Below are 13,571 nucleotides of genomic sequence, written 5' to 3'. Positions count from 1 at the left end.
GGTCCCTATCCGCCGTTGCCGGATGGAAAGTTGGGCACAGGTAATTGCTGAGGCGCCGTCGGTATGTACCCTCCGACGATCTGCGCTCCCTCTATGAAGGAATTCGCGATTTCGCCGCCGTCCGGCTGGACAGGGACAGGTGCCGGCGCGGGCGCCGGGGCGGGAGCCGGTGCTGGTGCTGGTGCCGGCGCGGGGGCAGGTGCGGGAGCCGGTGCCGGCGCGGCGGGTTGAGCGCCGGGGGCGGCCGGGACGGGGGCCGGTCCGACCGGTGCCGGCGGCGCAGCCGGGGCTCCGGGTGCTGCTACCGGAGTGGCGACACCAGCGGCGGTTCCGGGCACGCCCGTCGCCGCGACACCGGCTGCTGCACCGGGATCTGCCGCTGCCGACGTGCCGGGGGCGGCCGCCTCGGCGGGGGTGCCGGAGGTCGTCGCCGAGCCGCCCGAGGTGCTCGACAACTGGGAGGTGGCCGAGTCCGACTCGGCCGTCGGGGCGGTCAACGCGGTGCCGAGCGAGAGTCCGCCGGCGCCGAGTAGCACGATCGCCGCCGCGGACGCCGCGATGATGCCGGCCTTCTTCTTCCTGGACATTCCAGTGGGTGGGGGATCGGCGAGGACCGGTGCCGGTGTTCGTGTGAAGGCGACGGTCTCGGCGTCGGAGTCGACGTGAGCGACCGGAACGGCCGCAGCGGCGGGCGCGGCGACGGGCACGACTGCAGGCATCCGCGCGACGGTCGGGGCGGCGGCGCGTCCGGCATTGCGCTCGCCCGCGAGTAGGGCCGCACCGAGCGCGGCGGTGTGCGCCGGACGTTCCGCGGCGATCACCGGGACGCGCAGTTCCGCGGACAACAGCTCGGCGACCAGCGGAATGGCGGCACTTCCCCCGGTGAGTACCACCTGGGTGATGTCGCTGGACTCGAGGCCGGCAGCGTGGATGCTCTCGCGGACGAGCGTCACCGATTCCTGAAGGGGTTCGCGAATGAGGTCCTCGAGTTCGGAACGCACCAGCCGCACGTCCGTGGAGACTCCGGGAAGCTCGATACTGATAATGGCCTCCGTGTCGGAGGAAAGAGCCTCCTTCGCGGCGGTGCAGCGGGCGCGCAGCAGGGTCAGTGCGGCCACGGTGTCCGGAGCGAACGGATCGATGTCCCCGAACTGCTCGGCCACGTTACCCAGCACGTACTGCATGGTGGCGTGGTCGAAATGTGCGCCACCGAAGTCTTCGGAGCGGACCGGCTTACCGAGCACACCGGCACCCTCACCGTTCTCGGTGGAACGGAACAAGGTGATGTCGAGGGAGGTGCCACCGAGGTCGTAGATCACTGTCAACGCGTCGCGGAGCGCGCCACGGGTTCGCTCGAGCCACGCCGTCACGGCTTGCGCTTCGGATACCAGGGTGGCGTCCGCGACACCGGCTTGTTCCAGCGCCGACGCCAGCACACCGACCGTGTACGGCGACCAGGCAGTGGGGTGGGTGACCACCGTGGTCGGCATCCCGTGTCTGCCCGATGCGGCTTCGTGCACGATACAGCTGACCGCGGTAGCGACGAGGTCCTCGCCCGAGTAGGTCGAGCCGTCGTCGGCGAGTATCCCCACCGGATCCCCGACACGGTTCGCGAAATCGGAGACCGCGATGGCGCCCGGCTCCTCAGGGTCGGTGCCGAGGATCGGTGCCCGATCGGGGGAGAGGTGGAGAATGCTGGCCCGTGACAGGACGGTGAGGTCCGAGGCCTCCGCAACACCCGTCCCGTCCGCGTCGACTGCGGCCACCGTATTGACCGATCCGACACCGATGCCGAGCGCTGCAGCCATGTTCCACTCCTGTGGTCCGGGCGGGCGGGCGCCGCCGTGTCTCTTGGACGGCACCGCCGTCGTGTCTCTTAGACGGCACCGCCGTCGTGTTCTCAGACGGCACCGTCGTCGTGTCGTTACCCGGCTTGTCGCGTGCAATGGCTGTTTCGTTACGTCGACAGTGCAGGTTGCCGCACATGACGGGGACGATCCCCTAACGGCCCCCTACCCCCTAACGAGGTGCCGGTTCCCCCTGAGGGGGCATCCCCGATCGAGGGGTGCAGGAGTGGGGGGCCGCTCCCCGTTGGGAAGGGGGCCGCCGATCCATAGCGTGAGTTTCACTCGCCGTCACAGCTGTTGTGGTGGCCACCCGAACTCCCCGATCCTCGACCACAGGAGAGATTGCCATGGCTACCAACGCCGTCCTCGAGTTCATCCTCGGCCTTCTTCGCGACGAGCAGGCTGCTGCCGCTTACTGCGCCAACCCGACGGACGCACTGTGCGCCGCAGGCCTGGAGGGTGTGACCCACGCCGACATCGTGTCCGTCGCCCCGATGGTGGCCGAGTCCGGACTGTTCGCGGGCGGCGGAGCCGACCTGGCTGCCATCGTCAATGCCGGTACCGGCGTCGTCGGTGACGTCGCCGGTGGGATCGGTGCCGGAATCGGCGGTGGCCTGGGCGGTGGCCTCGGACTCGGTGGCGGCCTCGGCGGTGCAGTAGGCGTCGGAGCGGGTGCCGGCCTCGGCCTCGGCGCCGGTCTCGGCGGCGACTTCGACTTCGCGGCAGAACTGACCGCAGCCTTGAGTGCTGCACTCGGTGCGGCGCTCGAGATCGGCGGCGAGATCGGTGCGCAGCTCGGTGCAGCACTCGGTGCGGCGCTCGACGCTGCGCTGTCTCTCACCGGTGGCCTCGACCTCGATAGCGCCTTCGACATCGGCGGCGTCATCAGCGGTGCACTCGACGGCTTCCTCGGCCTCGGCGGCGAGATCACCGCCCAGCTGGCCGCTGCTCTGACAGCAGCTGTCTCCGCGGTCCCGGCGATCGATCTGACCGGTGGACTGACCGCGATCCTCGCTCCGGCGCTGGCCATCGGCGGCGACCTGGGTGCCGAGGTGGGTGCTGCCCTCGGCGCGGTCCTCGGTGTGGTCGGTGACGTGAGCGGCGACCTCGGCGGTGACATCCTGGCCGGCATCGGCGGCGGACTGGACATCGGTGGCGCACTCGGTTCGACGCTCGGTGGTGTGCTCGGAGTGGACGCCGGTCTCGGCGGCGCTCTCGGCGGTGCCCTCGATGCGGCGATCGGTGCGGGCGGTGGCCTCGGCGCGACGCTCGAGGGGCTGCTGGGTGGCGATCTGCTCGGTGATGTGGCGGGTTCGCTGGACGGTGTGCTCGGTGCGGATCTCGGTGGTGTGCTCAGCACCGCGCTGGGTGGGGTTCTCGGTGCCGGTGGTGTGCTCGGTGCGGATCTCGGTGGTGCGCTCGGTGCGACTCTCGGTTCGATCGCCGACCTCGGTGGTGGCCTGGACCTGGACGCGGTTCTGGGTGCGGAGGGTGGTCTCGGTGCCGTTCTCGGTGGTCTGCTGGGCGGCGAGCTCGGTGTCGGTGGCGATCTGACCGCTGGCCTGGGTACCGCCTTGGAGGCGGTTCTCGGTGCCGGTGGCGGGTTGGACCTCGGTGCGGTTCTCGGTGCGGATGGTGACCTCGGTGGTGCGTTGAGCGGTCTGCTCGGTGGTGTGCTGGGTGCCGGTGGCGACGTCAGTGCCGACCTCGGTGGTGCGCTGGGTGGTCTGCTCGGTGGCGCCTTGGATCTCGAGGGTGGTCTCGGTGGCGCCCTGTCGGCTGCGCTGGAGAGCGGTCTGGGACTCGATGCCGCGCTCGGCACGGTCCTCGGTGGTGCGCTCGGGCTCGACGGTGGCCTGGCCACCGAGTTGGGCAGCACCCTCGAAGCGGTACTCGGCGCCGGTGGTGTGACGGACATCGACCTCGAGGGACTGTTGGGTGGCGATCTGCTCGGTGATGTGGCGGGTTCGCTGGACGGTGTGCTCGGTGCGGATCTCGGTGGTGTGCTCAGCACCGCGCTGGGTGGGGTTCTCGGTGCCGGTGGTGACCTCGGTGCGGATCTCGGTGGTGCGCTCGGTGCGACTCTCGGTTCGATCGCCGACCTCGGTGGTGGCCTGGACCTGGACGCGGTTCTGGGTGCGGAGGGTGGTCTCGGTGCCGTTCTCGGTGGTCTGCTGGGCGGCGAGCTCGGTGTCGGTGGCGATCTGACCGCTGGCCTGGGTACCGCCTTGGAGGCGGTTCTCGGTGCCGGTGGCGGGTTGGACCTCGGTGCGGTTCTCGGTGCGGATGGTGACCTCGGTGGTGCGTTGAGCGGTCTGCTCGGTGGTGTGCTGGGTGCCGGTGGCGACGTCAGTGCCGACCTCGGTGGTGCGCTGGGTGGTCTGCTCGGTGGGGCCCTGGATCTCGAGGGTGGTCTCGGTGGCGCCCTGTCGGCTGCGCTGGAGAGCGGTCTGGGACTCGATGCCGCGCTCGGCACGGTCCTCGGTGGTGCGCTCGGGCTCGACGGTGGCCTGGCCACCGAGTTGGGCAGCACCCTCGAAGCGGTACTCGGCGCCGGTGGTGTGACGGACATCGACCTCGGCGGCCTGCTGGGTGGCGATCTGGGTCTCGGACTCGGTGGTGACCTCGGACTCGGTGGCGAACTGACTTCCGAGCTGACGACGGCGCTCAGCGGCGCCCTCGGATTGGGCGGCGAGGCCGGTGCGGATCTCGGAGCCGTTCTGGGCGGTGCCCTGGAGAGCGGTCTCGGACTCGGCGGCATCCTCGAAGGCGGTGCGGATCTCGGAACCACGATCAGCAGTGCACTCGGTGGGGCCCTCGGAGTCGACGGTGACGCCACCGCCGGCCTCGGCGCAGCACTCGATGCGGCGCTCGGAGCCGGTGGCGGGGTCGACCTCGATGCGGTGACCGATCTCGGTGGTCTGCTCGGCGGCGCCTTCGGTGTCGGTGGCGGCGCAGGAGCCGATCTGGGTGCAGCTCTCGGCGGCGTCCTCGGTGGCGCACTCGAAACCGGCGGCGCTCTGGACCTCGACACCGTCCTCGGTGGCGAGGGAAGCATCGGTAGCACTCTCGGTACCGCTCTCGGTGGTGTCCTCGGGGCCGACGGTGACCTCAGCGCCACGCTCGGCTCCGCATTGGAGACCGCACTCGAGGCCGGCGGTGGACTCGACCTCGACTCGGCGCTGGATGCCGACCTCGGACTCGGCGCTGCTGCCGGTGTGGGCGGGGCCCTGGACGGTGCCCTCGACGCGGGTACCGACCTCGCGGGCGGCCTGACCGGCGGCATCGACGGTGCCCTCGGTGGACTGGTCGACGCAGGTAGTGAGCTGACGGGCAACGTCGGTGGAGCTGTCGGCGGCGGTGTCGCCGGTGGCGCGGAGACCGCCGCGGGCATCGGTGCCGGAGTCGCGGCGGGTGTCGGTGCGGTCGCCGACGCGGGCGCCGACCTCGGCGGCAACCTCGGAACCAACCTGGTCGGCGGCCTGGAGACGGCCGGTGGCCTCGGCGCCGGTCTGACGAGCGGCCTCACCGGCGGTCTCGGCGGAATCTTCGATGCCGGCGCAGGCCTGGGCACCGCGGTGACCGGAAGTGTCGACGGTGCCGTCGACGCGGTCGGCGAAGCAGGAGCCACGGTCGGTGCCGTGGCCGACGCAGGCGCGAACGTCGACGCCAACCTCGGCGGTGCGCTCGACACCGCGGCGAACCTCGGCGGAACCGTCGAAGGCGCGCTGGACACGGCGGCGAACGTCGGTGGAAACCTCGGTGGCACGGTGGACGCCGCGACCGGTATCGGTGGCGACGTCGCCGGTGGAATCGAAGGCAGCGTGGACAGCGCGGTCGACGCCACCGCAGGTCTCACCGGTGGCCTCGACGCCACCACCGATGCGGTGACCGACCTCGGTGCCGGACTGTCGGGTGGCGTGGGTGGCCTCGGTTCGCTCGGCACCTCGGTCGGTGGAGCCCTCGACGGAGCTGTCGATGGTGCCGCCGGAGTGGGCGGTGCGATCGACGGTGGCGCTTCGGCCGGTGGATCGGCCGAAGCGGACGCGACCACGGGCGGTTCGGCTGACATCGGAGCGGTCGGCGGGGCTGTGGCCGACACCACCGGTGATATCGGCGGCGGCCTCGAGTCGACGCTGGGCGGCACTGTCGATGCGGGTTCCAATGCCTGGTCCTCGATCGACGCCCAGGACGCCTTCGGTGCGGAGTCGAGCCTGACCGGTGATTCGGAAGGCTCCCTGTTCGCCGACACCGATTCCTCGGTGGCACCCACGCAGCACGTCACGGACGTTGTCGATCACTTCGAACCGTGATGAGACGGCGGTTCCGGCATCCCCCAGACGGGGCGGCCGGAACCGCCGTACGATGTAACGAAATCAGCCCCGGACGCGCTATGCGGACGGGGCTGATTCCACAGTCGGGTGTGGGTGCATCGGAACGCGGTGTGCGCACGAGGTCGGAAGAATTGCGGGTCAACGGAACTCATGGACAGTGCAGCCGCTAGAAGCAGTGCCGCCAAGCACAGTGCCACCGGCAAGCACAGTGCCGTCGAACACAGTGCCACCGAGCACAGTGCAACCGCCGAGCACGGCGCCACCACTGCGCAATCCATGACCGCCCTGCTGGAGCAGACTCTGGATGTCGCGCGGCGGTTCGGACGCGGAGATCTGGCGCAGCGGCTGGACCAGGCCCGGACCCGCGTCCTCGATCCGCGGATGCGCATCGTGGTGGTCGGCCCGCTCAAGCAGGGCAAGAGCCAGTTCGTGAATTCACTGCTCAACCTGACCGTGTGCTCGGTCGGTGACGACGAGACCACCGCCATTCCCACCCTTGTACAGAATGCGGAGACTGCGTCGGCGGAACTCGTCCTCGCCGATCCCGGCGCAGATCCGATCCGGGTCCCGCTGCCTCTCGAGGAGCTGACCGGCATTACGCCCGCCTCGCCCCGGGCCGGGGGTCGGGAGGTACTGCGGGTCGAGGTCAACGTGCCGAGTCCACTGCTGGCGGACGGCTTGGTCCTGGTCGATACTCCCGGCGTGGGCGGCGCAGGCAATCCACACGCCGCGAGCACGCTCGGGCTGATTCCCGCCTCCGACGCCGTCTTCGTTCTCTCCGACGCGAGCCAGGAGTTCACCGAACCGGAGCTCGGGTTCATCAGGCAGGTCACGAGCCTGTGCCCGTCGGTGGCCTGCCTGATCAGCAAGACAGACCTGTATCCCCATTGGCGGGACATCGTCGAGGCCGATCGAGGGCACCTCGCGCGCGCCGGCCTCGACGTACCGCTGATTCCCATTTCCTCCCTCCTCCGTTCCCATGCACTGCGGCTGCAGGACGAGGAGCTCAACACCGAATCGGGCTTCGTCGAGCTCTACGCCTTCCTCCGCGATCGGGTGGTGGCCCGCGCGGAGTCGAACACGCGTCGCGCGGTGTCGCTCGACGTGTCCTCGGTGGCCGAGCATCTGACCCTGGGAATCGGTAGTGAGCTTGCTGCCCTTCGTGATCCGGCCAAGGGCGTCGCTGCGGTCGCCGAGCTGCAGAAGGCGAAGGCCGCGGCGGAAGATCTGCACAAGCGGACGTCGCTGTGGCAGCAGACCCTCGGAGACGGTATCGCCGACCTGGCCGCGGATATCGATCACGATCTCCGCGACCGGCTGCGCCGCGTGACGCGCGAAGCCGAAGAAACCGTCGACCAGGGCGACCCGGGCAAGGACTGGGACGCGTTGGGGCAGTGGCTCGAGCAGGAGTTCGCCACCGCTATCGGTGACAACTTCGTGTGGGCGCACGACCGCGCGCTGTGGCTCGCCGAGGTGGTGGCTCAACACTTCGCCGAAACCGGTGCCGTGGAGCTTCCGCACCTCGACATCGCGAACGTCGACGGGGTCCTCGAGCCCGTCGCTTCGCTCGCAGATCTCGAGTCGGGGCGGATCGGCATCACCCAGAAAGTGCTCGTCGGTATGCGCGGCTCGTACGGTGGTGTGCTGATGTTCGGGCTCATCACCACCATGATGGGCATGGCGCTGGTCAACCCCATCTCGATCGGGGCCGGTGTCCTTCTCGGTACCAAAGCGTATCGAGAGGACAAGGAGAGCCGGGTCCTCAAGCGGCGGGGCGAGGCGAAGGCGGCCATCCGCCGGTTCGCGGACGACGCCAGCTTCCAGGTGGGCAAGGAGTCGAAAGACCGGCTCCGCTCGATCCAGCGGTTGCTGCGCGATCACTTCACAGGCATCGCCGAGCAGGCATTGCGCTCGATCAACGATTCGCTGCGTGCCGCGCAGGAGGCGGCCAACCTCGAGTCCACCGAGCGCACGCGCCGGATCGCGCAACTCGAGAAGGATCTGCACATCGCCTCCGAACTGAAGGGGCGGGCAGCCCAGCTCGTCGCCGGCGACGCCGGAGCGATCACGGCATGACCGCAGCGCCACTTCCGGAGGCCCGCAGGCTGATCGCGGCGGCCAGGCAGCTCTACGCCGGCCGGCCCGAGATTCGCGATCAGCTCACCGAATGCGCTCGCCGCCTCGAACAACCACTGCGGGTAGCGCTGGCGGGTTCTCTGAAAGCCGGTAAGTCCACGTTGCTCAATTCGCTGGTGGGCCAAGACATCGCCCCGACGGATGCGACGGAGTGCACCCGTGTCGTCACGTGGTACCGCAGCGGGTCGACGCCCGCCGTCACCGCCTGGTACCAGGCGGACGGCCCCGACGGCGCGTTGGCCTCGGCGAACGTTCCGGTGTTGCGCCGGGACGGACATCTGACTTTCGACCTCGGGCACCTGACCGCCGCGCAGGTCGACCGGCTCGATGTGGAGTGGCCCTCGTCGGCGCTGGCCCACACCACCATCATCGACACCCCCGGCACCTCCTCGCTGTCGCGGGACGTGTCGGCGCGCACCCTCGAGATGCTCACCCCCGATAACGAGGCTTCCGGTGCCGACGCCGTCGTCTACCTTCTGCGCACCCTGAATGCGACGGATGTGCAGTTCCTCGGCCAGATCGGGGATCACGTGGGAGACGAGTCGGGTCCGCTCGGTGTGGTCGGTGTCGTGTCCCGGGCCGACGAGGTGGGGGCGGGACGCCTCGACGCCATGATGTCGGCGAAGGAAGTGGCGTCCCGGTTCGCGGGCGAGCTCGAACGCACCGGGCTGTGTCAGGCGGTGGTTCCCGTCGCGGGGTTGCTGGCCTTGGGTGCCCGTACGATGCGGCAGGCCGAGTTCGCCGCATTCCAGCACCTGGCCGAGGTGTCGGTGGACGACCTGAACATGGCCATGCTGTCGGCCGACCGTTTCGCGCGGGAAGACAGCCCGCTGCCCGTCGATGCTCGGATGCGGGCGCAGCTGGCCGACCGGTTCGGGCTGTTCGGCATTCGAATGGCCGTCACGTTGATTCGGCTGGGCACCAGGGACTCGCCGACGCTGGCCGCCGAACTGGTGGAGCGTAGTGGGCTCGACGAGCTGCGTCAGGTCATCGACATCCAGTTCGGGCAGCGTGCCGACCAGTTGAAGACACACTCCGCGCTGGTTGCGTTGAAGCGGGTGCTCACCGCCCATCCGGTGCAGGGCGCAGGCGGAATCCTGCTGGCTGCCGAGCGTCTGCTGTCCGATGTGCACGGTTTCCAGGAACTGCGGCTCCTCGGGCGGCTGCGGTCCACCGAGGTGGGGCTACCCCCCGACGACCTGGCCGAGCTGCAGCGACTGATCGGCGGATTCGGGATCTCGATCTCCGAGCGGCTCGGGACCGACAATGACGACGCGGTGGAATTGCAGCGGATGAGGGCACTCGCCGCCGTCCGGAAATGGCGGGAACGCGCGCGTCACCCGCTGCTGGACCAGTTCACCGCCCGGGCGTGCACCGTTGCCGCACGAAGCGCGGAAGGCGTCCTGGAAGAGCTGAACTCGGTACTCCTGTAGCGCGTCAGGTTGCCGAGACGCCCGCGATTTCGCCTTCCCGGAATGCCTCCACGAACAGCTGGTGATCCTTGCGGCTCACCTCCGCATACGCGAGCCCGAAGTCGATGATCTCCTCGACGAACTGGTCGAGCCGACCCTCGATCACACCGTGGATGGCGTCCTCGGTCTGGAATGTGACCAGGGTCTGATCACTGTCCTCGTCGGAGACGCAGTGAACCTTCGCGGTCGCCCGGCCGAGGTCTTCGAGCACGGGGGCGATCTCCTCCGGTTCGGTGAGGTCGGACCAGTCGAGGTCCAATTCATACGGTGACAGTTCGGCGACCACGAATCCGGTGTCCCCGACCTCGGTGTAGCCGAGCAGGGGATCGGTGTGGACCTGCAGGGCGCGCTGGCTCACCACGGTGCGGTGACCCTCGTGCTCGAAGTAATTGCGGACGGCCGGCTCGTCGACGATGCGGCTCGGGGCCGCGACATTGCCCTGCTTGATGGACAGGACGATGTCGTTCTCCAGTGCCTGGGTTGCGCCCTCGATGAGCACGTTGTACGCCGGCAGTCCGGCGCTGCCGATCCCGAAGCCCTTGCGCCCCACCACATCTTTGATGCGATAGAAAACCGGGCGCTCCGACCTCTTGTTGGGGGGCACTCGTTCGATGTAGGCGTCCAGCGACTCGCACACGGTGTCGCGTTCGTTCTCGTCCAGTTCCCGGACCCCGCGGCCGCGACGGAAGTGCCGGTCGTAATCGTCGAGCACCGTGACGGAGTCGAGGAGGCTGACACGGGTGGCGAGGCGGGCCTGCAGGAGAAGGTCGTGGATACTGCCGCGGGAGTTGTCCAGTCGCAGCGCGTACGCGTCGTCCGCCTCCTGCTGTACGTAGTGCATGACCTGTTCGACGTACGTACGCAGATAGGTCTCTGCCAGTGCCCGGACATCACTCTCGGGCAGAGCCTTCTGCCAGCCCATCAGCGCGAGGCTGGCCACGAAGCGCCGAAGGTCCCAGCTGAAGTGCCCGACGTAGGCCTCGTCGAAGTCGTTGACGTCGAAGACCAGGGTGCCCTCCGAGTTCATGTAGGTTCCGAAGTTCTCCAGGTGCAGGTCGCCGTGGATCCACACCCTGCTGGTGCGGTCATCTGCCCAGGGGTCGTCGAAGTCCCGGATGTCGTTGTAGAACAGGCAGGCACTGCCCCGGTAGAAGGCGAACGGGTTGGCCGCCATCTTCCGGAACTTGGTACGGAAAGCGCTCGGGTCTGCCTCCATGAGATCGGCAAACGCCTCGACGAGGGCGCCGACAATCTGCTTCTGCCTGGTCGAATCGGCATCGTTCACAATGCCCTCCTTGTCGCGAGTCCGATACCCGCACGTGGGCGTCACCGGACTACCCACGTTAGCGACACTGCTCGTACCACCGCTGGCGAAAGGACTCGCACGATCCCGTCTCAGAGTCGGCGCGCCGCGGACGACGGCGTGGCGGACAGGAACTGCGGGGTGGGCAACGAAGCGGATGCGGCCCTGTGGAGTACGTGTGCGACCACGTCTTCGACCCGGTCGACCGGAACGAGGGCGATGGCCGAGCCGCCGAAACCGCCCCCCGTCATTCGCGCTCCCCACGCTCCGGCGTCGAGGGCGGCCTCGACGGCGCAGTCCAGTTCGACGGAGCTGACCTCGTAGTCGTCCCGCAACGAGCGATGGGACCGGGTCAGGACGTCCCCGATGTCGGCGATGCGGTTCTGCGCCAGCAGCTCGGTCACCTCGACGACGCGCCGAATTTCGGCGAGAACGTGCCGCACCCGCGGCACCGACTGTGGCACCGTCAGCGCGGCGAGTGCGCCGTCCACGTCGCGAATGTCCCGCAGCGTGTCCACACCCAGGTTCGCGCATGCCCGCTCGATCGTCGCCCGCCGCGCGCCGTACTGCCCGTCGGCCAGTTTGTGCGGAGCGTTGGTATCCATCACCAGGAGTTGGGCGCCCGCCGACGCGAAGTCGAGGGGAACGAGGCGGCTGTCGCCGCTGCGGCAATCCAGCAGCAGGGCGTGCCCGGGCCGGGCGAGCATCGCGACCGACTGATCCATTCCCCCGGTCGCGGCCCCGACGATCTCGTTCTCCGCGCGGATACACGCGTCGATCAGCGTCCGGCGTCCGTCCGTGTTCGTGGGCAGCCCGAGTGAGTCGGCGACGGCGAGCGCGAACGCGCATTCCAGCGCCGCCGAACTCGACAGCCCCGAACCGACGGGAACCGTGGAGTGCACCGCGACGTCGAAGCCTGTTCCTGCCGGCGCGATGCCCGATTCGCGTAACGCCCACAGCACACCCGCCAGGTAGGCGGCCCACCCGGACGGACGTCCCGGCGCCACCTCGGACACTGCACCCTGCCACCTGTCGGTGGTGTGGGTGGAGACGCAGCGCATCAGGTCGTCGTTCCGGATGCGGGAGGCCACCACGGTGACGTAGGGGAGTGCGAACGGGAGAACGAGCCCGCCCGCATAATCGACGTGCTCGCCGATGAGGTTGACTCGCCCGGGTGCCGCCCACACGCAGTCAGCGGCTCCACCGAAGGTGCTGCGGAACAAGGCTTCCGCGCCCGCAGCGACGGTGAGGTCGTGGGCGGGTTCCACCCGAGATGGTGCCGTCACGGGGCCACCTCGCGCAGGCGGTCGGCGATGCGTTCCGGGGTGGTGTCATTGATCCAGGCGCCCATGCTCGACTCGGAACCCGCCAGGTACTTCATCCGGCCGGGCGACCGCATCATCGAGTACAGCTGGAGGTACAGGCGCCCGAAGGGGCGATCGTCGCCCACCGGCGCCTGATGCCATGCGGCGATGTAGGGGACGGCGTCGAGGCCGTCGAAGAAGCGGTCGACCCGCCGCAGCAGTTCGAGGTAGACGAGCGCGAGTTCGTCACGTTGGGCGTCGTCGAGTTCGGCGAGGTCTCGGACGTCGCGGTGCGGCGCGAGGTGCACTTCGAGCGGCCACCGGGAGGCGGCGGGCACATAGGCAGTCCAATGCTCGGCGGCAAGGACGATCCGCCGGCCCGCGCGTTTTTCCGCGTCGAGCACGTCCGACAGCAACAGCCTGCCCGTCCGCGCGACGTGTGCGCGCGACCGCTGGATCAGCGTGGCGGTGCGCGCCGGCAGGAACGGGTAGGCGTAGATCTGCCCATGAGGGTGGGTCAGCGTCACCCCGATCTCCCTACCGCGGTTCTCGAAGCAGAACACCTGGCGGATCCCGGTCAGCGCAGACAGTTCGGCGGTGCGGTCGGCCCAGACGTCGATCACGGTGCGGACCCGGCCGGGGTCCAAGGACGAGAACCGCGCGTCGGGGTCGCTGCTGAAGCAGACCACCTCGCATCGGCCCGACGCCGGGGCCAGCGGCCACAGTGGTTCGTCATCGACGCGCCCGGGAAGGTGCTGTTCCTCTGCAACGGTCGCCAACGCGGGAAAGCGGTTCTCGAAGACGACGACGTCGTAGTCGTCGGCGGGTATTTCGGTGGGCGGCTTACCGGGCCGGCTCGGGGCGAGTGGTGACGCGTCGGCAGGGGGGAGGAACGTGCGATCCATTCGCTGCGCCGCGATGACAACCCACTCACCCGTGAGGACGTCGAAACGCATCTGCGACTGCGAGACGGCGGGTGGCAGAGGCCTGGAATCGACCAGTTCACGGGTGGCCGCACCGGAGACGTACGGCTCCGAGTCGTCGAAGTAGATGAGCTCGCGCCCGTCTGCCAGCCTCGTCCGGGTTTTACGCACCCTGCTCCCGGCAGGCGCTCGCAGCGCGCTTTCCTCGTCACGCACCGCCATCGAGCAATCCTTCCCTCTTGCCGAACGACC

The 13,571-nt window shown here is 69.2% G+C and carries 7 protein-coding genes; 3 read left to right on the top strand and 4 right to left on the bottom strand.

What is annotated here, in order from left to right:
• Positions 1-5 precede the first annotated feature (5 nt).
• A complete protein-coding gene (locus CBI38_RS24085) occupies positions 6-1,808 on the bottom strand; it encodes an Hsp70 family protein (RefSeq protein ID WP_109332840.1) in 1,803 nt (600 codons plus the stop codon).
• Positions 1,809-2,194: 386 nt separating this feature from the next.
• On the opposite strand from CBI38_RS24085, the gene CBI38_RS24080 reads away from it, so the two are divergent.
• From CBI38_RS24080 to CBI38_RS24070, 3 genes are all read left to right on the top strand, one after another.
• Complete coding sequence (locus CBI38_RS24080) at positions 2,195-6,160, top strand: IniB N-terminal domain-containing protein (RefSeq protein ID WP_109332832.1); 3,966 nt, start codon at positions 2,195-2,197, stop codon at positions 6,158-6,160.
• Positions 6,161-6,457: 297 nt separating this feature from the next.
• Positions 6,458-8,257 (top strand): dynamin family protein, encoded by a 1,800-nt coding sequence (locus CBI38_RS24075; protein WP_109335317.1) that lies wholly within the window; start codon positions 6,458-6,460, stop codon positions 8,255-8,257.
• Complete coding sequence (locus CBI38_RS24070; protein WP_109332829.1) at positions 8,254-9,750, top strand: dynamin family protein; 1,497 nt, start codon at positions 8,254-8,256, stop codon at positions 9,748-9,750. The genes CBI38_RS24075 and CBI38_RS24070 overlap by 4 nt, the downstream gene beginning before the upstream one ends.
• A gap of 4 nt (positions 9,751-9,754) precedes the next feature.
• On the opposite strand, the gene CBI38_RS24065 is transcribed toward CBI38_RS24070, so the two are convergent.
• The 3 genes from CBI38_RS24065 to galT all read right to left on the bottom strand — a co-directional run bounded on the left by CBI38_RS24065 (position 9,755) and on the right by galT (position 13,541).
• A complete protein-coding gene (locus tag CBI38_RS24065; protein ID WP_109332819.1) occupies positions 9,755-11,074 on the bottom strand; it encodes a DUF2252 domain-containing protein in 1,320 nt (439 codons plus the stop codon).
• A 110-nt stretch (positions 11,075-11,184) separates the two neighbouring features.
• On the bottom strand, positions 11,185-12,378 hold the full coding sequence (galK, locus tag CBI38_RS24060) for a galactokinase (protein WP_109332818.1): 1,194 nt from the start codon (positions 12,376-12,378) through the stop codon (positions 11,185-11,187).
• Positions 12,375-13,541 carry a galactose-1-phosphate uridylyltransferase gene (galT, locus tag CBI38_RS24055; RefSeq protein ID WP_109332817.1) on the bottom strand — a complete coding sequence of 389 codons (1,167 nt, stop codon included), beginning with the start codon at positions 13,539-13,541 and terminating at the stop codon, positions 12,375-12,377. Before galT ends, galK begins: the two co-directional genes overlap by 4 nt.
• Positions 13,542-13,571 lie beyond the last annotated feature (30 nt).

The organism is Rhodococcus oxybenzonivorans, assembly GCF_003130705.1.
GTDB lineage: Bacteria > Actinomycetota > Actinomycetes > Mycobacteriales > Mycobacteriaceae > Rhodococcus_F > Rhodococcus_F oxybenzonivorans.
The sequence above is the reverse complement of the archived record's forward strand: the minus strand, read 5'-3'. Positions and strand labels throughout refer to the sequence as shown.